General features: G+C 63.6%; 32 protein-coding genes and 1 pseudogene. 13 read left to right on the forward strand and 20 right to left on the reverse strand.

From position 1 onward, the window contains the following. Nucleotides 1-154 precede the first annotated feature (154 nt). Both ALTAJ2_RS10040 and ALTAJ2_RS10045 read right to left on the reverse strand, forming a co-directional pair. Nucleotides 155-1,111 carry a tyrosine-type recombinase/integrase gene (locus ALTAJ2_RS10040; RefSeq protein WP_007109970.1) on the reverse strand — a complete coding sequence of 319 codons (957 nt, stop codon included), beginning with the start codon at nt 1,109-1,111 and terminating at the stop codon, nt 155-157. Continuing rightward, nucleotides 1,112-1,648, reverse strand: a complete 537-nt coding sequence (locus ALTAJ2_RS10045) for a hypothetical protein (RefSeq protein WP_007109971.1) — start codon at nt 1,646-1,648, stop codon at nt 1,112-1,114. A 63-nt stretch (nt 1,649-1,711) separates the two neighbouring features. Between ALTAJ2_RS10045 and ALTAJ2_RS10050 the strand changes: the two are divergent. The 4 genes and pseudogenes from ALTAJ2_RS10050 to ALTAJ2_RS10060 form a co-directional block, all read left to right on the forward strand. After that, nucleotides 1,712-2,125: pseudogene (locus ALTAJ2_RS10050) on the forward strand (uracil-DNA glycosylase family protein); the annotation flags it as partial. A 93-nt stretch (nt 2,126-2,218) separates the two neighbouring features. After that, nucleotides 2,219-2,638 (forward strand): HIT family protein, encoded by a 420-nt coding sequence (locus tag ALTAJ2_RS10055; RefSeq protein WP_007109973.1) that lies wholly within the window; start codon nt 2,219-2,221, stop codon nt 2,636-2,638. 59 nt (nt 2,639-2,697) lie between these two features. Next, nucleotides 2,698-2,829: a hypothetical protein gene (locus tag ALTAJ2_RS20280; protein ID WP_275039513.1), complete on the forward strand. Its 132-nt coding sequence runs from the start codon at nt 2,698-2,700 to the stop codon at nt 2,827-2,829. 31 nt (nt 2,830-2,860) lie between these two features. After that, complete coding sequence (locus ALTAJ2_RS10060; protein ID WP_007109974.1) at nt 2,861-3,088, forward strand: hypothetical protein; 228 nt, start codon at nt 2,861-2,863, stop codon at nt 3,086-3,088. A gap of 1,260 nt (nt 3,089-4,348) precedes the next feature. Here ALTAJ2_RS10060 and ALTAJ2_RS10070 read toward each other — a convergent pair. Further along, nucleotides 4,349-4,600: a helix-turn-helix domain-containing protein gene (locus ALTAJ2_RS10070; RefSeq protein ID WP_007109976.1), complete on the reverse strand. Its 252-nt coding sequence runs from the start codon at nt 4,598-4,600 to the stop codon at nt 4,349-4,351. Between the two features lie 322 nt (nt 4,601-4,922). Here ALTAJ2_RS10070 and ALTAJ2_RS10075 point away from each other — a divergent pair, with 322 nt between their 5' ends. Next, a complete protein-coding gene (locus ALTAJ2_RS10075; protein ID WP_007109977.1) occupies nt 4,923-5,243 on the forward strand; it encodes a hypothetical protein in 321 nt (106 codons plus the stop codon). A gap of 73 nt (nt 5,244-5,316) precedes the next feature. On the opposite strand, the gene ALTAJ2_RS10080 is transcribed toward ALTAJ2_RS10075, so the two are convergent. Beyond that, entirely contained in the window at nt 5,317-6,342 is a 1,026-nt protein-coding gene (locus ALTAJ2_RS10080) for an A24 family peptidase C-terminal domain-containing protein (protein WP_007109978.1), read from the reverse strand. A gap of 177 nt (nt 6,343-6,519) precedes the next feature. On the opposite strand from ALTAJ2_RS10080, the gene ALTAJ2_RS10085 reads away from it, so the two are divergent. Next, a complete protein-coding gene (locus ALTAJ2_RS10085) occupies nt 6,520-7,032 on the forward strand; it encodes an HPP family protein (RefSeq protein ID WP_049900673.1) in 513 nt (170 codons plus the stop codon). Here ALTAJ2_RS10085 and ALTAJ2_RS10090 read toward each other — a convergent pair. The 3 genes from ALTAJ2_RS10090 to ALTAJ2_RS10100 are packed head-to-tail and all read right to left on the reverse strand — an operon-like array spanning nt 7,004 to nt 9,026. Then, entirely contained in the window at nt 7,004-7,459 is a 456-nt protein-coding gene (locus ALTAJ2_RS10090) for an arsenate-mycothiol transferase ArsC (RefSeq protein ID WP_007109980.1), read from the reverse strand. The genes ALTAJ2_RS10085 and ALTAJ2_RS10090 overlap by 29 nt on opposite strands. A 21-nt stretch (nt 7,460-7,480) precedes the next feature. Continuing rightward, nucleotides 7,481-8,638, reverse strand: a complete 1,158-nt coding sequence (arsB, locus tag ALTAJ2_RS10095; RefSeq protein WP_007109981.1) for an ACR3 family arsenite efflux transporter — start codon at nt 8,636-8,638, stop codon at nt 7,481-7,483. Continuing rightward, the gene (locus ALTAJ2_RS10100) at nt 8,631-9,026 is read right to left on the reverse strand and encodes an ArsR/SmtB family transcription factor (RefSeq protein WP_007109982.1); all 396 of its coding nucleotides are present in this window, start codon (nt 9,024-9,026) and stop codon (nt 8,631-8,633) included. The genes arsB and ALTAJ2_RS10100 overlap by 8 nt, the downstream gene beginning before the upstream one ends. Before the next feature lie 418 nt (nt 9,027-9,444). Between ALTAJ2_RS10100 and ALTAJ2_RS18665 the strand changes: the two genes are divergently transcribed. Further along, the gene (locus ALTAJ2_RS18665; protein WP_007109983.1) at nt 9,445-9,582 is read left to right on the forward strand and encodes a hypothetical protein; all 138 of its coding nucleotides are present in this window, start codon (nt 9,445-9,447) and stop codon (nt 9,580-9,582) included. A 287-nt stretch (nt 9,583-9,869) separates the two neighbouring features. On the opposite strand, the gene fer is transcribed toward ALTAJ2_RS18665, so the two are convergent. The 5 genes from fer to ALTAJ2_RS10125 all read right to left on the reverse strand — a co-directional run bounded on the left by fer (nt 9,870) and on the right by ALTAJ2_RS10125 (nt 14,176). Then, nucleotides 9,870-10,259, reverse strand: a complete 390-nt coding sequence (fer, locus tag ALTAJ2_RS10105) for a ferredoxin Fer (RefSeq protein ID WP_006185072.1) — start codon at nt 10,257-10,259, stop codon at nt 9,870-9,872. A gap of 334 nt (nt 10,260-10,593) precedes the next feature. Further along, nucleotides 10,594-11,775 (reverse strand): inorganic phosphate transporter, encoded by a 1,182-nt coding sequence (locus ALTAJ2_RS10110; RefSeq protein WP_007109984.1) that lies wholly within the window; start codon nt 11,773-11,775, stop codon nt 10,594-10,596. Nucleotides 11,776-11,901: 126 nt separating this feature from the next. Further along, complete coding sequence (locus ALTAJ2_RS10115; RefSeq protein ID WP_007109985.1) at nt 11,902-12,327, reverse strand: universal stress protein; 426 nt, start codon at nt 12,325-12,327, stop codon at nt 11,902-11,904. Between the two features lie 168 nt (nt 12,328-12,495). Then, nucleotides 12,496-13,674 (reverse strand): inorganic phosphate transporter, encoded by a 1,179-nt coding sequence (locus tag ALTAJ2_RS10120; RefSeq protein WP_007109986.1) that lies wholly within the window; start codon nt 13,672-13,674, stop codon nt 12,496-12,498. A gap of 118 nt (nt 13,675-13,792) precedes the next feature. Next, nucleotides 13,793-14,176 carry a hypothetical protein gene (locus ALTAJ2_RS10125; RefSeq protein ID WP_007109987.1) on the reverse strand — a complete coding sequence of 128 codons (384 nt, stop codon included), beginning with the start codon at nt 14,174-14,176 and terminating at the stop codon, nt 13,793-13,795. A 413-nt stretch (nt 14,177-14,589) separates the two neighbouring features. Between ALTAJ2_RS10125 and hisA the strand changes: the two genes are divergently transcribed. Together hisA and ALTAJ2_RS19445 are read left to right on the forward strand one after the other, a co-directional pair. Continuing rightward, nucleotides 14,590-15,342, forward strand: coding sequence for a 1-(5-phosphoribosyl)-5-[(5-phosphoribosylamino)methylideneamino]imidazole-4-carboxamide isomerase (gene hisA / locus ALTAJ2_RS10135; protein ID WP_007109988.1), 753 nt, complete (start codon nt 14,590-14,592; stop codon nt 15,340-15,342). A gap of 89 nt (nt 15,343-15,431) precedes the next feature. Further along, a complete protein-coding gene (locus ALTAJ2_RS19445) occupies nt 15,432-15,605 on the forward strand; it encodes a hypothetical protein (RefSeq protein WP_160163697.1) in 174 nt (57 codons plus the stop codon). Between the two features lie 67 nt (nt 15,606-15,672). Here the strand turns inward: ALTAJ2_RS19445 and ALTAJ2_RS10140 are convergent, their stop codons facing one another. After that, on the reverse strand, nt 15,673-15,939 hold the full coding sequence (locus ALTAJ2_RS10140; protein WP_007109989.1) for a hypothetical protein: 267 nt from the start codon (nt 15,937-15,939) through the stop codon (nt 15,673-15,675). 264 nt (nt 15,940-16,203) lie between these two features. Between ALTAJ2_RS10140 and hisB the strand changes: the two genes are divergently transcribed. Continuing rightward, nucleotides 16,204-16,791: an imidazoleglycerol-phosphate dehydratase HisB gene (gene hisB, locus ALTAJ2_RS10145; RefSeq protein ID WP_007109990.1), complete on the forward strand. Its 588-nt coding sequence runs from the start codon at nt 16,204-16,206 to the stop codon at nt 16,789-16,791. A gap of 57 nt (nt 16,792-16,848) precedes the next feature. On the opposite strand, the gene ALTAJ2_RS10150 is transcribed toward hisB, so the two are convergent. After that, the gene (locus ALTAJ2_RS10150) at nt 16,849-17,646 is read right to left on the reverse strand and encodes a hypothetical protein (RefSeq protein WP_007109991.1); all 798 of its coding nucleotides are present in this window, start codon (nt 17,644-17,646) and stop codon (nt 16,849-16,851) included. Nucleotides 17,647-17,786: 140 nt separating this feature from the next. Between ALTAJ2_RS10150 and ALTAJ2_RS10155 the strand changes: the two genes are divergently transcribed. Then, nucleotides 17,787-18,290: an amino acid-binding ACT domain protein gene (locus ALTAJ2_RS10155; RefSeq protein ID WP_007109992.1), complete on the forward strand. Its 504-nt coding sequence runs from the start codon at nt 17,787-17,789 to the stop codon at nt 18,288-18,290. Nucleotides 18,291-18,297: 7 nt separating this feature from the next. Here the strand turns inward: ALTAJ2_RS10155 and ALTAJ2_RS10160 are convergent, their stop codons facing one another. Beyond that, a complete protein-coding gene (locus ALTAJ2_RS10160) occupies nt 18,298-18,705 on the reverse strand; it encodes a DUF7522 family protein (RefSeq protein WP_007109993.1) in 408 nt (135 codons plus the stop codon). A gap of 196 nt (nt 18,706-18,901) precedes the next feature. Between ALTAJ2_RS10160 and ALTAJ2_RS10165 the strand changes: the two genes are divergently transcribed. After that, nucleotides 18,902-19,519, forward strand: coding sequence for an IMPACT family protein (locus ALTAJ2_RS10165; protein ID WP_007109994.1), 618 nt, complete (start codon nt 18,902-18,904; stop codon nt 19,517-19,519). A 40-nt stretch (nt 19,520-19,559) separates the two neighbouring features. On the opposite strand, the gene ALTAJ2_RS10170 is transcribed toward ALTAJ2_RS10165, so the two are convergent. The 4 genes from ALTAJ2_RS10170 to ALTAJ2_RS10185 are packed head-to-tail and all read right to left on the reverse strand — an operon-like array spanning nt 19,560 to nt 24,699. After that, nucleotides 19,560-20,429 carry a hypothetical protein gene (locus ALTAJ2_RS10170; protein ID WP_007109995.1) on the reverse strand — a complete coding sequence of 290 codons (870 nt, stop codon included), beginning with the start codon at nt 20,427-20,429 and terminating at the stop codon, nt 19,560-19,562. Nucleotides 20,430-20,472: 43 nt separating this feature from the next. After that, the gene (locus ALTAJ2_RS10175; RefSeq protein WP_007109996.1) at nt 20,473-23,175 is read right to left on the reverse strand and encodes a TRAP transporter permease; all 2,703 of its coding nucleotides are present in this window, start codon (nt 23,173-23,175) and stop codon (nt 20,473-20,475) included. A gap of 1 nt (nt 23,176) precedes the next feature. Continuing rightward, on the reverse strand, nt 23,177-23,722 hold the full coding sequence (locus ALTAJ2_RS10180; protein ID WP_049900663.1) for a DUF1850 domain-containing protein: 546 nt from the start codon (nt 23,720-23,722) through the stop codon (nt 23,177-23,179). A 32-nt stretch (nt 23,723-23,754) separates the two neighbouring features. Beyond that, the gene (locus ALTAJ2_RS10185) at nt 23,755-24,699 is read right to left on the reverse strand and encodes a TAXI family TRAP transporter solute-binding subunit (RefSeq protein ID WP_007109998.1); all 945 of its coding nucleotides are present in this window, start codon (nt 24,697-24,699) and stop codon (nt 23,755-23,757) included. A 235-nt stretch (nt 24,700-24,934) separates the two neighbouring features. Here ALTAJ2_RS10185 and ALTAJ2_RS10190 point away from each other — a divergent pair, with 235 nt between their 5' ends. Next, nucleotides 24,935-25,138 (forward strand): YgaP family membrane protein, encoded by a 204-nt coding sequence (locus ALTAJ2_RS10190; protein WP_007109999.1) that lies wholly within the window; start codon nt 24,935-24,937, stop codon nt 25,136-25,138. A gap of 76 nt (nt 25,139-25,214) precedes the next feature. Here the strand turns inward: ALTAJ2_RS10190 and upp are convergent, their stop codons facing one another. After that, nucleotides 25,215-25,892, reverse strand: a complete 678-nt coding sequence (gene upp, locus ALTAJ2_RS10195; protein ID WP_007110000.1) for a uracil phosphoribosyltransferase — start codon at nt 25,890-25,892, stop codon at nt 25,215-25,217. Between the last annotated feature and the right edge of the window lie 63 nt (nt 25,893-25,955).

A 25,955-nucleotide genomic window follows, 5' to 3' on the forward strand; every position in this document is an offset into this window, starting at 1 on the left:
CCTGTCTTCTTTCGGTCCACTCGCACCCGCAGGACTCGCAGGTGTAGTGTTCCTTGGTAATGGTCGGCTCGTCTTTCTCGAACATCCATACGTCGCTGTCGTCACCACAGTCCGGACAGGTCGCGTCTACGCGTCGGGCAAGGGGCATGAGATTTCAGGCTGACGTTTCTGCGCTCGTTCCGAACCGTTGGTATGCTTCTTTCACGTCGTCGTCAATCAGTTGTAGATATTCCATCGTCGTTTCAATATCCGTATGACCGAGGTGCTTCTGGACCGTTCGAACGTCTATCCCTGACTTTAGGGACTCGACAGCGTGACCATGACGGAGAGCATGGGCAGTAACACGGTGCCAAGGGCGACCCATCGCGTCCCGATTCATCACTTCTTGAATTTCCGCGTTCTCCGCCGCTTTCTTGACAATTTCGTTCACCTGCATGGGGACGATGTGTTCCGCCCTTTCGGTTGGGAAGAGGTAATCAGATTCCTCCGCCTCTGCGAATGATAGTCTACTACCTCTATCTATCCACGTCGTCAGCAGAGTATCGAGTGACGGCTGATAGTAGACGGTCCGCCAGTCCTCGGTCTTGGGCGACCAGACCTCGATACTCCGCCCCTCACGGTCGATATTGTCGAGTTCAATAATGGCGATTTCACTCCGGCGTAGTCCGGTCTGCCATAAGAGCCGGACCATCAACTCGTTCCGGAGTTTGGGCTGTGGAACGTTCTCCGCAAGTTCTTCCATCTCTTCGGGCCGAATGTATACAATATCAGCCGTTTCTGACTTGACCGATTCCCGCCCTCCAAAGTCGCTTCGTTTGAGTCCGTCGCCCTCAAAAGGCGATTCGTCCATCAGTCCCCGCGTACCAGCGAGGAATGAATAGAGGTTCTTGACAGACTGATAACGACTCTGTACGGTCCAATCAGCGTAGCCCTCGTTCTCCTCGTGGCGCAGGAACTGGTGTATAATCCACGCGTCTACTTCGGTCGGTTCCATGTCCTTGTCGGCAAGGAACTCATTGAAGACTCGAAGATCAGACTGACGCGTTTGGAACGTACCTTCGGCCTTCGAGGCCTTCACGTCGTCAAGATACTGTTGAATGTGCTGGTGCATTTATTCCTCCTTGTAATATCGCGTTTCGTCTCCGAACTCACTGGTCGTATAGACGAGTGCGATTTCGTTCTGAAGTTTCTCAAGCGCTCTTTCGATTCGAGGCTCGGCTGTTCCAAGTCGCTCGGCAAATTCATCCACTGTGCCAGCGCCGACTTCGTTCTGTCCGGGCTGTCGCCCTTTGTGGTAGTCCTCTATATCCTCTCGGCTTGGCAGAATCTCGAACAAGTCTGCCGCCAGTTCCGAAATTTCAGGATTATCTCGAACCTCCTGTTCGACGTGATACAGACGATCTTCGATGTTTTCAATTCCGGACCTGATTTTCTTCGTGTCTTCGAGTAGTTCCGACAGTCGCTCACGGGCAACCTCGTCACTACCGCCGGACAAATTAGGGGCATTTCCTTGCGCGATTTCCGACTCAACCGCTTGGCGGACAAGTTGGGAAAGCGAGGTTACGTCCGGGTTTTCTTCGACGTATTCTTCCCATCGTTCCTTTTGCTTCTCGGGAATGACCATGTTGAACCTCGACTTCTCGCTCATCGGTCTTTCTCGTGTATAGATACGTTCTGGTTATACATAAGATTGATTCATTAATTCACTTTGACGAACGCGGTGAAATGCTTTCCAGCGGACCCGACCGACCCGACGAGCAATCGCGAACCCACTCCCGAAGAGCGCACGAACTGCCGGCCCCATCTGCTGACCGAACTCGAGGCCGTCGAGCCGGCGGTCGTGCTGGCGACCGGCAAACACGCGACGAAAACGGTGCTTTCGGCCGAAGGGCGGAACCTCGAGGGTTTCGTCGACAGCGTCCTCGAGCCCGTCCGGTGTGACCGACTCGAGGTGTGGCTCGTGCCGATTCTCCATCCATCGTACCAGGACGTCTGGATCGGGCGACTGGGGTACGACCCCGAGGAGTACCTCGCGGCGATCCGGGAGACGCTCGACGAATGCTGTGACCCTCACGGCGAGGGAGAGGGCGGCCGGTCACCGCGAAGCGAACGTGATGCGATGTAGGCACGCTGCGGACGCCGCCAACTGGGCGATCGAAACCGGTCCCCGATCGAAACGTCGGAAACCTTCATACGGCGAGCCGACTCATACCCGCGTATGAGTACGATATTCAGCCAGATCGTGGAGGGGGAGATCCCGGCGCGAATCGTGTACGAAGACGAGACGACCGTCGCGTTCCTCGACGCCAACCCGCTGGCTCCGGGCCACACGTTGGTGATCCCGAGAGACGAGTACGAGCGGCTGAACGACGTTCCGGACGACGTCGCCGCGGCCCTCTACGACACGGTTCACCGCCTGGTTCCCGCCGTTGAGGAGAGCGTCGACGCCGATGCGACGACCGTCGCGTTCAACAACGGCAAAGCGGCGGGCCAGGAGGTCCCCCACGTCCACTGTCACATCGTCCCCCGCTTCGAGGGCGACGGCGGCGGCCCCATTCACGCCATCGCGGGCGATCGGCCCGACCTCGGCGACGACGAACTCGACGATATCGCCGCGGACATCGAGTCCCGATCCTGACCCGGGCGTGGGAGTCGCCTCCGTGTCGGCGCGACGCGAACGGCGTCCAAACCGTGACGATGGCCCCGTCCGTCCGCCTCGAGCGCCAGCCCGCGCGGCCGACCGAGAAGGGACGCTCGAGCGACCGGCAGCGACGCGTCGCGAAGACGATGCTGTCGGTGACAGCCCCGTCGGCGGTCCGAGTGCCGTGACGTTTTTGCCGTCCGCGTGTGTGGCTCGGGTATGGCCCTCGCCGGCATCGTCGCCCAGCTGCGTGCCCATCCCGTCGCCGTGGCTCTCGAACTCGGCAGCGTCCTCGTTTGCTGTCTGTTGTTCGCCGGGACCTTCGTCCTCCTCGCGACGGGCGCACCGACCGGCAGGGGCGACCCGTGGCTGGCGCTGATCGGCGTCGGCGTCGCCTTCGTGCTCTTCTGGACGGTCCTCGTCCCGCTGTACGAGCGGACACGCTAACAAGGGCGCAGAGACCTGCAGTGGGGTCTGGATATCCCGGTCGGAAAGTGGGGAACCGTGGTCTCTGACAGCAAGTCATTTACCTACGTGACAACTTGCTAGAAACGAATGCCCTCCGGCAAGTCACGACGACGGCTCCTCGCCGGTGCCGGTAGTGTCCTATTCGGCGGCAGTGTCGCAGTCTTCGGCGGTGACACCATCACCGCCAATTTGGAATCCACTGGGTCCACTCAACTCGGCGCTGCTGATCTCACTGCCGGAACGATTCCAGCGAGTGCAGACACGCTCGCCGTGGCGCAGGTCGACCGAACGGAGCCGCCAGAGGCTGTCCGCGCCGTCGCCGGATTGATCGCCGAAACCTGTCCGTTTGCTTCAGTTCCCGCTCGACTTCGCGGACTGGTATCCACGGATTCGTCTCAGACCGTCGATCCGTCACGCATCGGGAAGCTCGCATTCGTCGGTTCGGCCGACGGTCGCGGTGCAGTCGTCGTCTGGGCAGACTGGACGGAAGATCACTTCGCTGATGTCGTTAGCGTGGGTGGTTCCACCGACCGCCGGACTGAAATGCGCTACGGCAGGCCGATGTACATCGCCGGAGACACAGCCGGGAGCGTGCTCGCAGAGACGGCGTTCGTTGTCGGACATCCGTCCATCGTCGTGGACACCATCGGGGTCTGGCACGGCGACGAGGAACCAGTCGGTGAATCGACGCTTTCGACATACTCCCTGACCCGACGGCAGTCTCCGTTTCGGTTCACTCTCGGCGACGTTCAACCACAGTGTGACTGCACCACAGTCGTTCGGAAGCCGCCGGTGTACGATCACGTCACACGTTGGTATGGGTTCATCACGAACGCAGGAGTGCTCCGTGTGTCAATGGCGCTGGACTCGAAGAACTCGGAAAATACCGCGGCACTTGCGGCCGCTCTCCGTCGGGACCTCGGTCTCACGGAGGGGGCGGCTGCTCGGGTCGAACTTCCGAGCGAGGCCGTTTCCGAACTCTCCGTCCGTGAGGGAACCGACGCCGTGACGGTTCGATTCTCTCCCGCGGACACACCACACCCGAGTACGCTTACCAATCTCTTCGGTGGACTTTCACAACTCGTTTCAGGGGAGTGACGAAGCCGAGATTTCCCAACATCTTATCAGGAGGTGTATGCTAGTCTTCATTGACGGACATTCGTCGCAGATTATTGCTATTGTCAGTGTCTTCAATTCGCCTGAACGACGACTCGAGTCGTCGTTCTCGTCGCTGTCCGATTATTCCGCGGCGTCGGCAGGTCGAATCCAGATCGCACGACGCGGTTCTGTCTTTTTCTTCCGGATGCGACCGCTGTCGGCAAGGTCGGTGAGAAATTCATACGCCGTCCGGCGCGGAACGTCCAGTTTGTCGGCGATTTCTCGACTGGTGTAGGGTTCAAGCGGCTCCATCGTCTCGTAGATAGCTTCCGCAGTGACGTCGTGTTCCGCAGTAAATTGCCCTCGAGCGTTCCGTTCCCGATCCTCGTCCATAGCTGGCGTTCGGTATCCCCGAATTTAAATCCTTGCCTTGTACGGCACCGGAACCATTATTAACCACCCCTTACAAGGCATGGTTACGGAAGACCAGTCCCTCGGGGCGTGACTGTCGAGGAAACGCCCGCGTGCTGAGAACACGCGGACTGGGCTTCTGTGGGCAGAAACCCATGTCGATGAAGACAGTCGCCGGACTTCAGGATTCCGGCACGGCCACAGCATCGTCTGCCAAACAGGGCGGCTGTAACGCGTGGGTGTTCGACAACGGTTTTGCGCGCGTTACCTGCTCGAGCCGAGCGGTCGTTTCGGGTGAGCGTGGATGAGCGACGCAGATGTCGATCTCGAGACGGCCGAATCGCTCGCCCGCACACGGCTCGCCGAGGCGCTCAGACATCCCGGCGAGTCGACGGGAAGCGACATCGCCCGGCTTGCGGAACTCGCCGACGCCATCACGACTGCACTGGACCGCGGCGAGAGACCCGAGAAACACACCGTCGAGGAAGCCCGCTTTCGTGCGGACCGGATCGAAACGCGGCTGGACGAGGTGACGGCACTGTTCGGCTGGCACCCGTGGGATGCGGGCGCGAACTGGGGGTCCCTGCCTGACGACCGACAGGCCGAAATCGAGGATCGCGACTAGGGTGACGATAGCGGGAGAGTCGCCGGGGACAATGTCCTCCTGCCCGCTCGAGTCGAAATCTGGGGAATAGGAGCTAAATGAACGTCCCGATGAGAAGATCCCCATAACAGATCGCGATCAGCAGTCCGACGAAGATCGGCACCAAAAACGGCGTCCCGGGCGAGATCCAGACCGTCTCCGCGGTCGCGAGCACCTCGAGCCCGTCGCGGAGCGTCTCTGGCGTCGTCCCGTAGGCCGAACCGTCGATATCGTCCAAGAACGCCGCGGCCCCCCAGGGATCGTCGGATGCCGAGGCCATCTCAGCCCCCCGTTCGAGTCCCGCGTCCTCGGCGGCCGACTCGAGCGTGCCGCCGTCCCCGCGAACGGGTCCGTCCGCGGTCACCGCGCCGTCGGTCGGCGGGTTCGGCTCGGCTGGCAGCGTCGCCGGGTCCCGGTACCGATCGGGTCGGTCGCGCAACTCAGCCAGCGAGAGCCCCCGCCAGCGGAGGTACATCCGCAGCGCGTCGAGATCGAGCCCGCCCTGAGAGAGTCCCGCAGGCGTCTCGAGCAGGCGGCCGTGAGTCTCCGGCACCCGATCCCACGCGACCGGCCAGCCGACGATCATGACCGGGGCGATCCGTCCCGCGGCGGCGTTGCGAACGGCGAGGACGAGCGGCAACACGACGCCGACCAGGACGGCGTTGGTGAGGATGGTAAACGAGAACGCGCCGACCGTCGTGGTCGACTCGAGCGGGAGCGTCCACGAGCCGAGCGCGTACTCGGGAAACGTCGGGAAGAGTACGGCGAGGACGAGCAGGGCCTTCGCGTCGGCCCCGCCGAAGCCGCCGAACCACCAGAACAGGTAGGCGATGGGGACGACCAGGCCGAGACTGATCGCCGTCGGAATCAGGAACGAGTCGGTCCAGGCGGTCCCGCCGGCGTGCCAGGCCAGCCAGCCGTCCCAGAGCAACAGCGCGGTCCCCAGCAGGGAGAGAGGTATCCAGACGGTGCTCGAGACCCGGCGGGTCTCGATGTCGCGGTAGGCGGTCCAGGCGAAGACGGGGACGGCGACGAGTCGAAGGAGGTCCGGACCCGTCGCGACGGCACCAGCGAGCGTCACGACCGTTCCTCCGAAGCGCGGATCCCTTACGTTTTCGGCCTCCCGGGCGGACGGTCGCGACGTGACCGCGGAACGAAGCGACGAACGGTATCGGCCACGGGCCGGCGGTAATGCGCCTGTTCCCCGACAAGCATCGGAACAAACGGTATATCCGTCGGTGCTGACAAGGGGATGCTCATGAGAGAGGGCGCGGCGTTTTCGACCCTGTACGTCGGCGTGCTGCTTGCGGTTCCGGGCCTGCTGGCCTGGCTGACCGGCCAGGCGTTTATTTTCCCGAGTCTAGGACCCACCGCCTTCCTGTTAGCGACGGTTCGAGACGGGGAGGTGACCGCACCGCGGCGCGTGATCGGCGGTCACGGCATCGGCGTCGTGGCTGGGCTGGTCGCGTATCACGCGATCGCGCCCGAGTTCGGTGTGAGCATGACCACGGCCGCGCCGCTGCTCGCGACCGCACAGTTCCGCGTCGTCGCCAGCGGCGTGGTCGCCGTCGTCCTCACGACGGGCGGGATGCTCGCGACCGAGACGGTCCACCCGCCCGCCTGCGCGACGACGCTGATCGTCTCCCTGGGGCTCCTCCCGTCGCTCGTCGACGGCGCGCTCATCGTGGTCGCCGTCGTCGTCCTCGTCGCCGTGCACGAACTCGTCCTGCACGGGCCGGCGTTCAGTGGCTCCTCCCGGAGGCGTCGCTGAACTCGTCGAAGAGCGCAGCGACTCGATCCTCGATCCCGTCGCGGATCTCACGGACGGCCTCGAGGTCGCGACCGTCCGGGTCCGCGAGCGCCCAGTCGCGAACGTCGACGGCTGCGTCCACGCCGCCGAACTCGAGCGTCGAACAGCCCATCGTTGCGACGGTGTCACACGAGCGGAGTTCGTCGGGCGTGATCTCCCGAGGTGTTCGGTCGGCGAGATCGATACCGACGTCGTCCATGACGGCGATCACTTCTTCGTGAACACCGTCGGCGGGACGGGTGCCGCCGGTCAGGATTTCGACGCGGTCCGCGAGGCCGCGGCGGTCGCGCTCGCGTTCGGCGAACGCGGTGGCCATCTGGGAGCGGCCGGCGTTCTGGACGCACACGAAGGCGATACGAATCGGGTCGTCGGTAGTATCTGTGGACATGATCGTGGAATTTCGTGGGAGTTAGTCGTCGGCAGGTGATTCAGCGGTCGGCTCGAGACGGTCGGTTTCGAACCCCGTCCAGTCGAACCGCCGCTGGAAGGACAGTGCGACGTGAACCAGCGCGAGCAAGACGGGGACCTCGATGAGCGGGCCGACGACGGTCGCGAAGGCGACGCTCGAGCCGACGCCGAACACCGCCACGGCGACGGCGATGGCCAGTTCGAAGTTGTTCGAGGCGGCGGTGAAGCCGATCGCGGCCGTGGTAGAGTAGTCGGCACCGATGCCACGCCCCATGCCGAAGCTCACGAGGAACATGACGACGAAGTAGATCGTCAGCGGCACCGCGATCAGGAGCACGTCGCCCGGCGCGGCGACGATGTTCTCGCCCTGCGTGGCGAACATCACGATGACGGTAAACAGCAGGGCGACCAGCGTAAGGGGATCGATTTTCGGGATCAACTCCTCATCGTACCAGTCCTCACCTCTCGTTCGGGTGCCGACGTAGCGAGTGAGAAGTCCGCCGGCGAAGGGAATCCCGAGGAAGACGACGATGGCCCTGAAGACCTGCATCGGCGAGACGTTGAAGGTCGTGATCCCAGCGACGAGCGAGTCCATGCCGAGCAACGGCGGGAGAAAGAGGCCGAAAAACCAGACGTACACGCCGTAGGTGACGATCTGGAAGAGACTGTTAAACGCGACCAATCCAGTCACGTACTCGGTCGATCCCTCCGCGAGTTCGTTCCAGACGAGCACCATCGCGATACACCGGGCCATCCCGATGAACACGAGCCCGAGGAAGTACTCGGGCCGGGCCGGCAGGCCGGGAACGAGCCCGCTGAAGAAGACGACCGCCAGCCCGAACATCAGGGTCGGACCGATGAGCCAGTTCTGGACGAGGCTCAGTCCGAGCACGCGCCAGTTGCTGAACACCGTCGGGAGCCGCGAGTAATCCGCCTTCGCCAGCGGCGGGTACATCATCGCCACGAGCCCGATCTCCACGAGGTGGAGAGCTTGGATCGGCTCTGTTACCGACGGCGCGACGGTGCCGAGCCCGACGCCGACGGCCATCGCCGCGAAGATCCACACGGTGAGATACTTGTCCAAGAAGCTCATCGAACGCGGATCACCGCAGCTCTCGCAGCCACAGTCCGGCCCGTGCTCGTGGGTCGCGTTACTCATCGACGGTCCCCTCGAGGACGGTCACGAGCGCGACGGCGCGGTTGGTCGCCCGGTACTTCTTCCAGCGGCCGTCCTTCCGGCCGTCGACGAGCGCGGCGTCGACGAGTTGGGAGAGCGCGTGGCTGAGCCCGCTCTCGGTCACGTCGACGACCGCGTTGAGTTCACAGACGCAGAGTTCCTCCTCGGCCGCGACGAGGAGCCGAACCAGTCGATACCGCGTCTCGTTTGCCACCGCCGAGAGCACGTCGAGTTCGGTCTCGAGACGGTCTGCGCCGACGGCCGCCTCGAACCCCTCGAGTTCGTCGAGTCGTTGTTCGACATCCTCGTCCCGACACGCCTCGAGTTCGTCCTCAAGATAGCGTTGGAGCCGCTCCGTCGCTCGTGCCATCGCTATTTGATTGAGCTAGTGTTCAATTAATAGTTCCGGTAGAAACTCCGATAGTGATATATTGGGCCTCTGAACCGAGTCATCCCACCGATTCGGAACGGTCCAAATATTTCTACTTGATGGATATTTAAACCGAATATAGAAACAAACGGAGAACCGAGTCCCGTCCCGATCGTGTCAGTAAACCCAGTCGGAAGCAACGGGACGGATCGGAGTTCGTTGGTGCGTTCGGGGAGAAAACGGGGAGCTCTGATCTCCTCTTTACGGAGGGCCTACTCCCGGAACAGGACGGCGAAGTTACGCGGAGCGAACCACCGTCGCGGCAGTTAGAAATCCGTCTCCAGAAGCTCGAAGCGGAACTGAACCGATACGGGAAAGACCGAGTCACGTTCTTCGATTGACGCTGTATCTTGCAGAGATGGATGCATACGAGGAGATCAATGACATGTACGAGCAGTTTTTCGAGACGACGTGCCCCGCGCGTACGACGGTAGGTGTCTGTGAGCTCTTGGGTGGTGCAGCGGTGACCGTTGACGGTAGTATCGCCATCGAATGACGTGAAAACGGCACGTTTGCAGCTGTGGATACCGGGTCGAGTGACCCCGTTTCAGTCGTCTCCGGACTCCTGTTCTGGTATCGTAGTAAACCGTACACTACTCGTGATACCGTCCGGCATAGTATGCGGAGGGAGGAGACCTGATCGGTGTGGTACGGCCGCATTCCGGCTACAGCATTCGCTCCGGGAAGACGGCGAGAGCATCGGCCTGTGAGAAATTGTCGGGGTACACCTGCAGTGACCCCGGGCGGAACTACGTTTGTTAAACGCAGTTTCTTCTTCGGTGTTTAGATGACGCGGTTCTGCAGGTAGTCGAGGTGCTTGGCGTTGTAGACGATTTTGACCTCGTCAGTCTCGGCGGACCCGATGCAGGTCAGGCGGACGTTTTTCTCCTCGACCTCCTCGTCGGAGAGGATCTGCTGCATGTCCATGTCGATCTCGCCTTCGAAGACGATCGCGGCGCAGTTCGCACAGGCACCGGCGCGACACGAGAAGGGCCAGTCGTAGCCCTGTGCTTCGGCCGCCTCGAGGATGTATTCGCCTTCGGCGACATCGAGCGAGCCGTAGTCCTCCTCGTCGAGGCCGGCATCGGCGGCCTGCTCGAAGAGGTCGTCGTCGTCCATGTCCCAGCCCTGATCGTCCAGTACTTCGTAGTTGAGGTATTCTACCGTGGGCATCACTCGGCGATTCGAGTCCCGCACTGGTATAGCTTGCTGTTCAGTCCTAAATTGTCTTTGAGTCAGAATTGACCAATTCGGAGGAAACAATGCCCCGGTTCGTTACAAGATCCGTGCTCGAACGGCAGAGGAAAAAGAAATGTCCGAACGTATTCGCAGGACCGGTGCGTTCGTTGCCGGGTTCGAAAGCGAGGGCGCACGCCCACAGGCATGCTACCGAGTCGAGGGGCCGGTCCGGCGGAGCGCTACGGTAGGACGAGGAGAAAGAACACGGACGCCAACCCGGACGAGGCGACAGGGCCGATATACAGAGGTCGACCGCACGCGAGTCGGCTCAGAACCCGAAGATCGGGACGAAACGGAACGTGAGATAGGCGCCGACCGTCGAGATCGCCGGCACGACGTTCTGCATGAGGATCACGCGAGCGGTCGTCGAGGGATCGAACAGGTCCGACGCCTTCGGGATGTCTTCGGGTTCCTCCTCGCCGATCTCGGGCGACTGTTCGCCCTCTTCCTCGGCGGTCAGCGCGCCGACCGAAACGCGGGTCTCTTCGCCGGCCCTGACGCCCGACAGCGTCGTCGTCCGGGTCGCACGGCCCCAGCCGAGACCGATAATACTCATCGTCGCCACCACGACGAAACTCGCGGGGATACCGATGATCGATAGGGAAATCACGATCGCCGATGCGACGACTGCGACGACGATCGCCGCGGTCAGCGGGAGGTTCGTGATGTCGTTGCCCAGCGTGTCGAGCGTCCGGCGAGCGATCGTAAAGCAGCCGACCGCGACCGCCGCGCAGCCGATCAGGATCAGCGGCACCATATCGACGTCGCCGGTCCCGTAGATCGGTGCGATGGCGTTCGCGATGTTACTCGTCCCCGAGGAAAACGCCATCAGACACCCGATCCCGACGACGGCGAACGCGCCGGTAATCTCCCGTCGCGTCGCGTTCTCCCCGAACCGGAACCGGGGGACGAACCCCGAGTAATCGATCGTAATCATCTCTCTGCCGCCACCGTTCCCCTCGATCGCGATCCAGGCGTTGATCCGCGGGTAGAAGTATCGGCCGACGACCCCCGCAACCCAGAAGCCGATGATCGGCGCGACGATCCACCAGACGACGATCTCGCCCATCACCGCCCAGTCGAGTTCGCCGGTCGCGAGTCCGAGCGCGGCGATCGCTCCGACCGCCGTCATCGACGTCGACGCGGGGACGCCGGCGTAGTTACCGATGAACAGCGCGCCGCCGATGAAAAAGAGCACGGCGACGTTCGACTGCATGGTGAAGATGCTGGGATCCTGCACCAGCTCTCGGCCGAGCGTCTCGACGACCTGCGGACCGATCGTGATCGCCCCGAGGAAGAAGAAGATCGACATCAAGCCCGCCGCCATCAGTTTCGTGATCACGTTGGCGCCGACCGCCGGCCCGAACGCGGGTCCGGTGGTCGAACCGCCGATGTTGAATCCAACGAAGATAGCGACGAGAATCCCGACGATAAGCAGTACTTCTGTCACGACGAATAACTCGTACGTCCGATCGTAAAAACGCGCCTATTTGCGGGTCCCATTGTCGAACCGAAGACCGCAGGACGACGCGAGACGCGCGTCGTTCAGGGGCGCACGAAACGGCGAGTCAGCAGTTTACCGGACGACAACGACCGGAACTGGGGCACTTCGAACGACCTTCTCGGCGACGTTGCCGACGAAGACGAGATCCGCCACGGACCCACTGTGGGTGCCGATCACGACCGTCTCGTAGTCGTTAGCCCGGTTGATAATCGCACGAGCGGGATTGCCCAGTTCGATATGGGTCTCGAGTTCCGCGTCGCCGTCGGCGTCCGCGACGATTTCGCGTGCGCGGTCGAAGATCGGCTTCGCGTGTTCCGCCGCTGCTTGCTCGAGGTCGTCGGCGAGCGCGAGCCCCGTCGCGTATCCCCACATCTGGGACGGTTCGCCGACGACGTGTAAGACCGTTATCTCGGCGTTCGGATAGACCTCGAGGGCGTACTCGAGGGCGCGGTCGCTCATTTCCGAGTCCTCCATCGGAACCAAGACGCGTGAAACCATACGTCCCGTTCCACACCGGGAGGAATAAACACGCAGGGACGGCACGGTCCTGGTTCGGACCGGCGACGAGCGGGTGCGGGACACAGCCTGCGGCGCTACCGAACGCGATATGAGGAAGGTTCCCGGTCCCCGAGTGTGCAGTGTGTCGAATTGCGAGACGGACTCGAGTCAGAGTCCGAAGATCGGAACGAACCGAAACGTGACGTACGCCCCGCCCGTCGCGATGACCGGGACGATGTTCTGCATGAGGACTACGCGGGCCGTCGTCGCCGGATTGAAGAGGTCGGACGCGCTGGGGATCCGTTCCGGGTCCTCGTCGCCAATCGGCGGCAGCGTTTCGCCCTCCGCATCGGCGGTCAAGGCGTCGACGGAGATCGGGACCGATTCCTCGCCCCGGACGGCATCGGCCACGGTTATCGGGCGCGTCGCCCGTCCCCAGCCGAGACCGATGATACACATCGTCGCGATGATGACGAAACTCGCGGGAATGCCGATCGCGGAGAGAAAGATAACGAGCGAGGCACTTACCGTCGCGGTGACGATCGCCGCCGTCAACGGCAGCTCCGTAAGATCGTTCCCCATCGTCTCGAGGGTTCGCCGTGCGATCGTGACCGTGCCGATCCCGACCGCGGCACAGCCGATGATGATCGCGGGGTTCATCGCGAGTTCGCCGCTCCCGACGAGCGGGGCGACCGCATTCGCGATGTTCGAGGTGCCGGAGCTGAACGCCATCAAACAGCCGATGACGATCACCATCGCTACGCCCCCCAGCTCGCGCCGGTTCGTGGTATCGGTCGGGACCGGAACCGGCACCCAACGGGACCGGTCGATCCGATAGAGCGGCCCCTCACTGCGCGTCATCGCGAGCCGTCGATTGAGAGACGAGTAGAAGTAGCGGCCGATGATCAGCGAGACCCAGAAGCCGATAAACGGAGAGACGAGCCACCAGATAGCGATCTCACCCATGACTGCCACGTTGAGTTCGCCGGCGGCGAGTCCGAGACCCGCGATCGACCCGACCGCCGTCATCGACGTCGACGCGGGGACGCCGAAGAAGTTGCCGACAAACAACGCAGCGCCGATAAAGAAGAGGACGCCGATACTCGCCTCGAGCGTGAAGACGCCGGGGTCCCGGACGAGTTCACGGCCGAGGGTATCGACGACGCGGCGACCGATCGTCCACGCTCCAACGAAGAAAAACACCGTCATCAGCACGCCGGCCGCGGTCTTCGAGATGGCATCGGCACCGACGGCCGGGCCGAACGCCGGGCCGGTCGTCGCACCGCCGACGTTGTAGCCCACGAAAACGGCCACGAGAATACCGACGAGAAGCAACACGGAAACCATACTGAGAAAGGGGTATCACGTCGATTCGGATATTCGTTGTGCCGTTTCGTGCGCTGAGAGGATCGACGGCCGTCGGACGCGCGTTTCGATCGACGAAACGGGATACGGCGACGTGGGGTTATCGAGCGGCGTCGTCGGTCCCGTCCTCTCCGCCCGCCGCTTCGTCGGCGACCGTCTCCTCAAGGAGATCCTCGATTTCGTCCTCGCGTGGACGACGGTCGATGCGTTCGTCGACGGTTTCGATCCGTTGCTGGACCGTGTCGACTTGCTCGCCGATCGTCTGTTCGACGGCATCTTCGACCGTCTCTTCGACCTCCCTCGTCATCCATTCCGGATCGAAGCGCGCCATCTTCCAGATCACATGTAATGCGTACGATACGAGGACGCCTAACCCGAGCGCTAACCCGACTCGCGTTCCCTCGACGACGATCAAGACGACCGAGACGAAAATCAGGCCGCCGTAGGCGAGATCGATGATCGCGTCGAGATAGCGCGGCTTCATCGCTCGGTCAGCCCCTTCAGCGCAGTCGCAAGTTGGGTTCGAACTCGATCCATACGGGTTCGCACCACGTGCCGTCATTTCAGGGTACCGTGTGAAATCACTTTGGGGAATCTGCATCGGACGTCCCAGAACGCGATCCCAAGGCCGGTGACCACCGATAGCAGCAACTGCAGCGGCGTACCGATGCGAGCCCGCGAAGTCGGTCATTCGCCGTCCCAATTCCCGAACGGGTCCGATCCGGCCGATCCCGCTGCTGAGAATCAACATCGCCGGCACGGTGACGGTCGCCTCGTTCGCGAACCCGGAGATATCGGTCTCGGAATCGACTCCCGTCCAGGGCTCGAGGACGACGACGGCGATGGTCGGTCGGCGAAACCGTCGCCTTTACTCGCGCTGGCCCCGCGCACTCGAGTATGACCGACGACGCGAACGGCGAGGGCGAGAGCTTCGAGGTGATACCGGCGGTCGACATCCAAGACGGCGAGGTCGTCCAGCTCGTTCAGGGGGAGCGCGGGACCGAAAAGACCTACGGCGATCCGGTCGCGGCCGCCCGCCGGTGGATCGACGCCGGGGCGGAAACGCTGCACCTCGTCGATCTCGACGGTGCGTTCGAGGGTGAACGGGGGAACGCGGGGGCCATCGATGCGGTGATCGATGCCGTCGACGTGCCGACGCAACTGGGCGGCGGAATCCGCACTGCCGAAGACGCGATCGACCTGCTCGAGCGCGGCGTCGATCGGGTCATCCTCGGTACCGCAGCGGTCGAGCGCCCCGAGATCGTCGCGGAGATCAGCGAGGACCGTCCCGACAGCGTCGTGGTCAGCCTCGACGCGAAAGACGGCGAAGTCGTCGTCGAGGGATGGACCGAAGGGGCGGGTATCAGTCCCGTCGAGGCCGCCCGCCGGTACGCGGATCTCGGGGCCGCCGCGATCCTCTTTACGAACGTCGACGTCGAGGGGCGACTCGAGGGCGTCGCCACCGAGCCGGTTCGCGAACTGGTCGACGCGACCGACATTCCCGTGATCGCCAGCGGCGGCGTCGCGACGCTCGCGGACGTACGGGCCCTCGAGGACGCCGGCGCGGCGGCGGTCGTCGTCGGAAGCGCGCTCTACGAGGGCAATTTCACGCTCGCGGAGGCGCAAGCGACGGTCGACGCTGGCGAGTAGTCCGCGGTCGTTCCCCGCGTCTCGAGTCGACGAATCACCATGGAATCGATACCGAACACTGAAGATGTCAAGCGGATACCTACGTGCTGATGGCAGACCGTGACTCCCACGGGGCGGATCACGTCCGGATGGCCGTGTTTGTCGCACTCCTCCCGGCGATGGTGTTCATCGGACCGCTCACCGCGATTCTCGGACTTGCCGTCGTGTTCTTTGCGCTCCACGAGACCGAGTCGGACGACAGCGAGCCGGTCGGAACGGCGTAAACGGCGAGCGGACCAATTCGATGGCCGAGGGGACGACGGCGCGTGACTCGAGGCGCGCTCAGCGAGGTTAGCCGTTGTAGCCATGCCCGACGTAGAGGGCAAGGACGTTGGCCGCCAACAGGAGGAGGAAGGTCAGCGTGACGGTCGGATCCCCGAGCCCCTGTGCGAGGAGGGGGAGATGCACGAAGGGCAGGGCGATGGCACACCAGAACGACAGGAACTGGGCGGGCCCTTTGAGCGAGCGGACGAACCGCTCGGCGTAGTCGCGGCTTGGCTCCGCATCAGGGCTTGACGGGGCGATCGATTCGTTCGAAACGGGGGAGGGGTTGGACATCGAAACGGGTCACCTCTTCTCGAGTACGACATTCAGCTACCGGATCATATAAGCGGCCGAAGATTGGCGTCGTTTCGGTCCGTTTCACTCGGGCTAATGAGAGGCAAACGACGTTTTGAAACTCGATATAACACACGGAGACATTTTATAACTCGTTCTCAGCCGATATTCACGAATCGTGACGGACGCGGGAACTGAACTCGATCGATCCCGTCGACGGCGACGAGCGGAACCGCCTTGTATCGGGGGCGGCATGACTCTCCCATGAGCGAGCGAACGGCGACTGTCACCCGTGCGACGGCCGAGACGACGATCGAGTGTACGCTCGAGATAGACGGCAGCGGGACGGCCACGGTCGAGACCGGTATCGGCTTCTTCGATCACATGCTGACGTCGTTCGCCAAACACGGCCTGTTCGACCTCGAGATCGAGTGTGACGGCGACCTCGAGATCGACGACCACCACACGGTCGAGGACGTCGCGATCGTGCTCGGCGAGGCCATCGACGACGCGCTGGGTGACCGGGCGGGGATCGTCCGCTACGCCGACCGGCGAGTCCCGCTCGACGAGGCCGTCGCGGGGACGGTCGTCGACGTCAGCGGGCGGCCGCGCTTCTACTTCGACGGGGGCTTTTCGCAGGCGCGGATCGGCGGGTTCACCAGCGACATGGCCCGCCACTTCGCCGAATCGCTGGCGATGAACGCCGGGTTGACACTCCACCTCGAGGTCGACGGCGAGAACGCCCACCACGAGGTCGAAGCCCTGTTCAAGGCGCTCGCCCGGAGCCTCGACGACGCGACGCGACGCGACGAGCGACGGGAGGGGACGCCCAGCACGAAGGGGACGCTGTAGCCGTTTGCCGCGCGGATCCGTCCGGACGCGGGACTCGGTAGGCGTGCGGCCGTCAGCTTACGAGCGTCGAAGCTTGCCACGTTTTTCGACGAACTCGTCCTCGGCGACGGCGTAGTCGACGATCGCCGCTGCCTCGGGGCGCTCGAGGTCGTAGGCCCCCGCCGCCAGTTCCTCGACGGCGCTGCGGTCCATCGGAAACTCGCGGTTGCGAAGGAGGCGAACGACCTTACTGTAAGCCGTCGGCGGACCGGTCGGCGCATCGGTCGCGGCGGCTTCGTCGGGCGGCGACTCGTCGGCCGCCGCCTGGTCGGTCGAATCGGCCGCGGCCGCCGTCCCTGTCTCGGTCTTCTTCGACTCGGTCTCCGCCGACTCGATCGAGCCGTCGCCGGCCGCCCGCTCGGTGCGCTCGAAGGTGATCCCGTCTTCGAGGACCGACTCCGCGGGCGCTCCCGACTGCGATCCCGAGTCGAGATCAGGGTCACCCTCGGCCCCCGCGCCGTCTCGAGGGCTCGTCCGCTCGTCGCGCTCCGCCGACGCGTCCGAGACGGTCGCGTTCGGGCTGGTGGTCCGCCGTCGCTTCTCCGTCGATCGATCGGCGCTGGCGACGACATCCTCGGCGCCGTCGGATGCGTCGGTGGGAATGCCGTCCCGATCGCGATCCGTAGTGTCAGGTCCGCGCTCGACGCCGGCCCGGGCGAGCAGCGGTTCGAGCAGCGTCTCGAGTCGGTCCTTGCAGTCGCGGCAGGGAACGACGCGGCGCTGTTCGGTTTCGGTCGGCTCGAGTTCGGGAGGAACGATCTCGAACGCGCCGATCGCCTCGGCACCACAGAAGTCACAGCTCCGGAGTTCGCGCATAGTGTCGGCCTGCACGGGAACGGTGAAAAATCATCCGTCAGACGACGTTCCGGGCGGCCGATCGCGAGCGGGCCGCCGCCGACGCCGGCCGAGACCGATCACCGGACATTATACCGGCGCGGCCGTACACTCCGCAACGAATGTTCGACGAGATCATGGAGAAGTTCGAGGGGTCGCCGAGCCAGCAGGCGGTGATCCGGTTGCTGCTCGAGCGCGGGTTTTCGGTCAACGACGACGGCCGGGTCGTCTCCGGCGGCATCGAGATTCCGAACACGGGAATCGCCCGCGAGATCGGCGTCGACCGACGGGTCGTCGACTCGACGACCGACGTCATCCTCGAGGACCCCGAGCTACGGCGGATCTTCCAGAACATCTCGCAGGTACCGAGCCTGATGGATCTGGCGCCGGTCCTGGATCTGACCGTCCTCTCCGTCGAGGTGACCGACGCCGAACAGGAGGGGATCGTTGCCGAAGTCACCGGCACACTGGCCGACCACGACATCTCGATCCGCCAGACGATCAGCGAGGACCCCGAGTTCACCGACGAGCCACGGCTCTACCTGATCACCGACGAGGAGCTATCGGGCGAGGTAATCACTGCGATCCGCGACCTCTCGTTCGTCCGAAAGATCGAGATTCAGTGACCGACGGTCAGTCGTCGCCCTCGACAGCGACGGTGTCCGCGAAGTCGTCGAGGATCGACTCGAGCGCGCTGGTGAGTTCCTCGAACCGTTCCATCGACATGTCGTCGGTCGTCACCCAGACGCCGTGTGGCCCGCGAATGACCCGCGAGAGGTATCCGTTCTCGAACATGCGGATGGTCGCCTGGTACTCGCCGAGTTGCGTGTTCCGGTAGGCCGACTGGGAGCGAAAGCCCAGCCGCTCGTGTTCGGCGAAGCCGATCAGATCCGCGGTCTGTTCCAGGTCCGAACGGAGGTACAACTGCTCGATGTCGTCCTCGGTAAAGTACGTGATGCTGCGCAGCTCGTCACCCACCGTCGTCCGACAGCTACTGTAGATTTCGTCCGCGAGTTCGGCATCGATAGTCTCGCCGTGCATGTGTCCACACAGCGCATGGAGGACCAATAGCGTACGGGTCCCAGCGAAACGTTCCCACGGTCCGGCCCCGTTCCCCGACGCGAGACGGGCGGGACCGACGGTCTCTTTTCGCGGCCCGGCGTAGCACCGCTATGCTCCGCTTCGAGACGCCGTCTCCGCGTCGGTACGTCCGCCGACGAGACGAGGGAGGGCGGCCGTGAGCCGGGCGTATCGTACCGTTCCGGAACCGGCCACCGCCGAGTTCGTCGTCCAGGGTTCGGAGTTCATCGGGCACGTCCGACCCGTCGAATCCGTCGACGCGGCCGAAACGTTCGTCGACGCCGTTCGCGAGGAGTACGCCGACGCGACCCACAACGTGCCCGCCTATCGCGTCCGGGCCGGCGACGAGGAGACCGACGGTCACTTCCTCCGGGAGTACTCGAGCGACGACGGCGAACCCTCCGGATCGGCCGGGAAACCGGCGCTGAACGTCCTCGCGCAACAGGACCTCGAGAACTGCGCGGTCGTCGTGACGCGCTACTACGGCGGGACGAACCTCGGCGTCGGCGGCCTCGTCCGGGCTTACTCCCGCGCCGTGAAAGAGGCAGTCGAAGCGGCCGGCATCGTCGAGGAGCGGCCACACGAACGGGTCGTGATCACCGTCGCGTACGACGATTCCGGAACCGTGCGGTCGATCCTGGAGAGCGAGGGCTACGAGTTCGCGGCCGACTACGAGGCCACAGTCAGTTTCGACGTTCGCGTCCCGCGCGCGGAGGGCGAGGCGTTCCGCGATCGCATTCGGAGCGCAACGAGCGGGCGCGCCGACCTCGCGTGACGGATCGACGCGGGAGACGACCGGCAGCCGCTGCGAGGCATCAGCCGGCGGCTCGGTTCGGGAGCCGTCGTTCGATTTCCTCGTGTGCCGTCTCGAGAGCCGCGAGTTCGTCGCGTTCGAATCGCACGTCGAAGAGCCCGCGATCGAGGACGAGTTCGTCCTCGCGGAGTCGGACGTGAGCGACGTCGTCCCACAGTACGATCGATCGGGTGTACGGTCGTTGCTTGACCAGTCCGGCGTCGTGAACGCGGAGTTCGGGCGTTGCCCCCATCGATCCGATCCGCCATCGGCCCTCGGCGAGCCCGCTACAGAGCCAGAGTACTGCCAGGCCGGCCCACACGATCGATTGCAGCCAGTCGCCGCGATACGCGTTGGCAGCGCCGAGCAGCAGCCACGTGGCGAACACGACGGCGTCCAGCACGGGACTGCTCGGCGGCTCCCACTGCCACGTGGCGACGGGCGCGTCACCCGTAACGGCGTCCACGTATCGGGTCTGTGCCATCCACTTGACGAGACCGCCCGTGAGAGCGACGGCGATCGTCGACACGAGTGCGACGACCGCCACCCGCGACTCGAGCGGCCCGACCAGTGATGCGGCAGCCGCCATCCCGAACGGGGCGGCCGGGAGGACGAGCGCCGCTCGTCGGCGTCGGGTTCGACCGAGACGGACGGCCAGCCCGGGGCTACGTCCCGCGAGGGCGATGCCAGCGAGACACCCGCCTCCCAAACCGACGACGGACGTGCCGGTCACCGTGATCGAAGCCATCTCGGGGCGGCTCAGAACGGCCATCGCCGTCACGAGCCCCGCGACGAGAACGCCGACGTAGCCGCCGAACGCGAGTCGAAACGCGCGGTCCGGCGGGGTAGCGTCGTCGGCCGCACGCGAACGAGCCGGCTCCCGATCGGTCATGCCCGAACCTTTGGCCGGTCGTGTTAAAATAGTAACGAGAGTGTTACGCGTCGCCCGGAGCTGGCGTGGCGGTCCCTAACTCGGACCCGGACGAACGGGTGGCGTTCCGGTACGACAGCGAGACGAGAATCGCCAGTCCGAGTGTCCGGAGCGGGAGCGTTACGGAGAGGCCGGTGAGGCCGACGGACACCCCGACCAGCGAGAGGGCGGCCTCGAGGACGAGGAGCGGAATCTCGGGGACCATCAGGAGGATCGATGCGACCGCGTACAGTGCGCGGCTACTGGACCCGACCGGGGAATACTGACAGCCGATGATCGTGACGCCGAGCGCGTACACGCCGAGGAACATCCCGAGAACGGGAACGGCGACCTCGGGGAGGAAGAAGCCGAGATCCGAGATATCGGACCAGCCGATGATATCCCACTGACCGCCGGTCTCCCGGACGAGCAAGATCCCCGGGGAGAACACGAACGCGAACGGAACGAGGATCTTGTTCAGCGAGAGGAGGAACGCGGCGGTCGCGGTCTTGAGTTCGTCGGCTTTCGCGATTCCCGCACCGGCGAAGGCGGCGACGGCCACCGGCGGGGTAACGTCCGCCATCAGTCCGAAGTAGAGGATGAAGAGATGGCCCGCGATGATCCAGACGCCGAGGTCCTCCATCGGTCCGCCGAGCATCGCGACCAAGATGATGTACATCGCGGTCGTGGGCATCCCCATTCCGAAGATGATCGCCGCGATTCCCGTCAGGACGAGCAAGAGAAGGATCGACCCGGCGCTGACAGTGTTGATAAGCGCCGCGAGATTCGGGCCGAGTCCGGAGACACTGATAACCCCTGGGACGACGCCAGCAGCGGCGACTGCGATGACGACCGTCGTCGCGGTTCGTGCACCGGATTCCATCGATTTCAGCACGAACGTCCCGAGGCGATAGCCGGTGTTCTCGGCGAGCGATGGTCGGTTAAGGAACTCAGCACTGCGGCGGGCGGACTCGTCGACTGCCTCGTCGAGATCGAGCAGCGGCGAATCCGCGTAGGGTCGAGCGAGCAGGAAGGCGACGCTGATGAGGACGGCGATCACGCCCAGATCGGACACCGAAGCGGCTACTGCGGCACCGATCGAGTAGGGATCGGCTGCCGTCTCGAGGCCGAGGGCCACCCGTACTGCACCACCGAGTCCGACCCCATAGCTCGCGAAAGTCGCGACCTGAGCGGCGAAGAGCGCGGCGATCGACCCCAGCAGCGGGACGCGCGTCCGTTCGTTATCGGCGGCGACGACCGAGATCAGCGCGACGATGGCGACGATCGTGTACCAGCCGGCGCGAGCGATCGAGAGACGAGCGAAGATCAGGAAGTAGATCAAGAGGACGACCGGGACCAGATAGAACCAGCCGGTTCGGAGTTCGTCGAGGGCGTTCGGCAGTTCCGAACGCGGTAGTCCGCCGATACCGCCGCGCACGGCTTCGAAGTGGACCATCACCCACATGCCGAAGAAGAAGGCGACGGCTGGCAGAGTCGCGGCCATAATTACGTCCGCGTACGGCGTTCCGGTGTACTCGACGATGAGGAACGCGGCCGCACCCATCACGGGCGGCAGAATCTGGCCGCCCGACGAGGCCGAGGACTCCACGGCACCGGAGAAATCGGGCGAGTAACCCGACCGTTTCATCAGCGGAATCGTGAACGCACCCGTCGTCACGGTGTTCGCGATCGACGACCCGCTGAGCATTCCCATAAACCCGCTCGAGACGACGCTCGCCTTCGCCGGGCCGCCCTTTCGAGTTCCAGTCGCGGAGTAGGCGAGATCGATGAACCACTTGCCGGCACCGCTCATCTCGAGGAAGGCACCGAAGAGGATGAAAATGTAGATATACCGGACGCTGACCGTGACGGGGACGCTAAAGACGCCCGCCTCGACCGTATACCAGAGGTTGTAGACGATGCCTCCCCAGGTCTCGGGCAGGGTCGAAAGGGCACCGATGGGCGAATCGCTCGGGATGAGATACCCCCACCGGGCGTAGGCGATAAACAGTGTGACCAGCGACATGAGGTGGATACCCAGCGTTCGCCTGGTCGCCTCGAGCACCAGCAGGATTCCGAGGGCACCGAGGAGGAACGCACACGAGACCTCGTCCAGCGGAACCCCGAGCATCGCGACCGCGGTGACGAGCGGCTCGAGTATGGGGTACACGTCGTGTATCGGCCGACCGCTCTGGATGCCGAACACGGCGAGATCCTGAATCGCTTCGAACTCGGTGACGATATAGTACGTGGGAAAGAGCGAAAGGACGACGAGCACGATATCGACCGGCGTGACCCGATCCATCGATGGATCGACGGCGGCCCACCGAACAGCGTCCGCGAGTCGCGTCGTCGCGCTCGAGAGCGGGTGGCTCGCACCGAACTGAGACCGGACGGCCGGCGGAATCCGACCGAGTCGCCTGGCGACGAACCCATCTCCCCGACTCCCGGGGAAGAGGAGGAACGCGAGGATCAGCGCGAACGTGACGTGGACCGCGTTGACCTGGAGTTGCTGAAGCGAGAGTTCGAACTGGCCGCCGCCCGGGAACGGCACGGCGAAGGTGCGCCCGCGGGCAGCCAACCACAGTTGAAACGCCGAGAGCAGGATGCCGATCAGTGCGACGGCGACGACTGCGGGCCCCTGAAGGGTACGGCGACGCTCGACTTCCTGCATGATCTCTTCTTGTTCTTCTTCCGAAACCGTCTCGGTATTCGTATCAATGCTCATATCAATGTAGAATCGTATCGGCCCTCGGAACAGAATCGGTCTCGGTGGACGACTCTGTCAGAAGCGGGCCAGCAAACAATCGATCGTCGACGGAGACGACGACGGGCCCGTCGGAGCGTTCGACCAGATCGTACCGCTCGCCGTCGATCACGAGTTCGTGACCGGCGATCGAACCGGGTACGACGGGCAGTTCCTCGTACGTCTCGTTGCGCGTCACAACGAGGCCTTCGTCGGTCCGTTCCATCGACTCGGCGGCGGGGAGTCCCGCACCGTGGGAGCTAAATACCATCCTGACCATCCGCAACTCGGACCCATCGACGACGTACACGTCCTCGACCGGCGTCTTTTCGACGCTATGAGTGTACGCCAGCGTCACCTCGTCACCGTCGTCGACCGGCACCTCGAGCATGGGCTCGCCAGAATCGGCATCAGCGACCACGAGCGTCTGTCCGCCCGCAGCTGACGCCACGACGACTACCGATGCGAGGAGGACTGCCACCACGACGAGCGCGCCGACAGTAACGGACCGTCTAGTCGGTCGTTTCATGGAAACAAGTGGAACGAATCAGTTCCATCTCGTTATCCGAAGTAGGCCTCTGCGCCCGGGTGGAGGTCAATCGGCATGCCGTCCTGCGCCGAGTCGGCACTGATGAAGTCGGCTTTGTAGTCGAGATTGCCGGTGTGGTCGAAGATGGCCGTCGTGACCGCTTCGACGATTTCCTCGTCGATGCCGTCGTGGGTCGCGATCATCGCCTGTACGGAGACAGTGTCAGTATCGCTGTCGAGACCATCGTAGGTGCCGGTGGGAACGGTATCGTCGGCGAACCACTCGGCCTCGGACTTGATATTCTCACGGAGGTCGCCCGAAATCTCGATCAGACTGATATCGTTGGTCGTCGCGAGGTCCTCGATGGAGCCGACGGGCCAGCCACCGACGACGAACGCCGCGTCGACATCACCATCGCGGAGTTGGTCGGCCGCCGTTGCGAAGTCGGAGTTTTGCTCATTGAAATCGGAGACGCCCGCGGCCTCGAGGATTTGAAGGGCGTTGACCTGCGTCCCGCTTCCGGGGGCACCGGTGTTGACCGTCGCGCCGCTGAGATCCGCGATGGACTCGAGTCCGGAGTCGGCCTGGGTGATAACGTGAATCGTCTCGGGATACAGCGTCGCGACGCCGCGGACCCCCTCCATCGGTTCGCCCTCGAACTCCTCGAGGCCGGTCCCGTTAGACGCGAAGTACGCGATGTCGTTCTGGATCAGCGCGAAGTCGGCCTCTTTACGGTTGAGACTGCTGACGTTCTCGAGGCTTGCACCCGTCGACTGAACCTGCAGGGAGTAGTCCGTGTTCTCCTCGACGATCGTTTTGAAGTTCCCCGAGAGCGGGTAATACGTGCCGCCGGTACCACCCGCGTACCACGAAAGCGTGTTTCCGCCGCCGTCGCCACCGAGACAGCCGGCGAGGCCGGCGATCCCAGCAGCACCCGCTGCCTTGACGAAATTGCGCCTGTTGAAATGGGATGACATACTTCGAGGCGAAGTAACGGAGCTATATATACATTATTGATCGTCAATCAGGACCCGGGTATCGGTTTGGATGATTCATTCTATCTTATAATTACCAAATATCCATCCAATATTATAATTATCTATATCTCCCTATATTCTTCGATGTATCTCATCAGCACACGAAAGTCGAGTTCGACCGGAAACGAAGGGGTTCGTGGACACTACTACCTCCATCGGTGTCGTTCGATCGACCATGGAGAAAAACGTCGGCGGATCCGACCGCATCGGTCGGCTCGCCCTCGCGGCAGCGCTGCTCCTGATCGGCTCCCGGTACCGCGATCGAACGATTGGTACTCTCGCGTTCATCGCCGGCAGCGATCTACTCGCGACCGCGATCATCCAGCGGTGTCCGGTAAACGCGGTGCTGGGCATCGACACCTGCGACTCGAGCCAGTAGCAAGCCGCGCGCTCCTCGGGACGACGCTCGAGAACGGGCAGCCGATGACGACTCGAGAGCGCCCGGAACGACCGTCTCAAGTCGTTCGGAACGCGCGGTCACCGGCGTCGCCGAGGCCGGGGACGATGAAGCCGTCGTCGTCGAGGTGGTCGTCGATCGATACCGTCAGCAGATCGGCCTCGTCGAACTCGTCGTTGACCCGAAGCAGCCCCTCCGGTGCCGAGACCGCAGAGAGGACGATCAGGTTCTCCGGTTGGACCGCGTTCTCGACGACGTGCTCGAGGACGGTACACATCGTACTCCCAGTTGCGAGCATCGGATCGGCGATGATGACGGTGTCCTCCTCGTGGATCTCGGGCAGTTTCACGTAGTCGACCGAGATCGGGAACGAGCCGTCCTCCGCGCGGCCGGCTTCCTCGTCGCGGCTCGCGCTGATGACGCCCTGTCGCGCCCGCGGGAAGGCCTTCAGCAGTCCCTCGACGAACGGCGTCGCCGCGCGCAAGACGTTGATGATGACGACGTCGTCGAGCCCGCGGACGCGCTCGCCCATCGTCTGCTCCAGGGGCGTCTCGATCTCGACGTACTCGGTCTCCATTCGACCGTCGATGATCTCGTAGCCACAGATCCGGCCGAGTTTGACCAGCCCCTTCCGGAAGCTGACCTGCTCGGTCTCGACGTCGCGCAGGCGCGAGAGCGTGTCCTTCGCCAGTCCATGCGTAATGAGATAGGCGTTGTCCCGGTTTTCGATCGGCATACCCGTACAGCCACCCGCCGGGTAGTTCACAGTGTCGATCACCGGCGACCGTGTGTCGGCTCG

The sequence above is a fragment of the Natrinema altunense genome (assembly GCF_000731985.1).
Lineage (GTDB): Archaea > Halobacteriota > Halobacteria > Halobacteriales > Natrialbaceae > Natrinema > Natrinema altunense.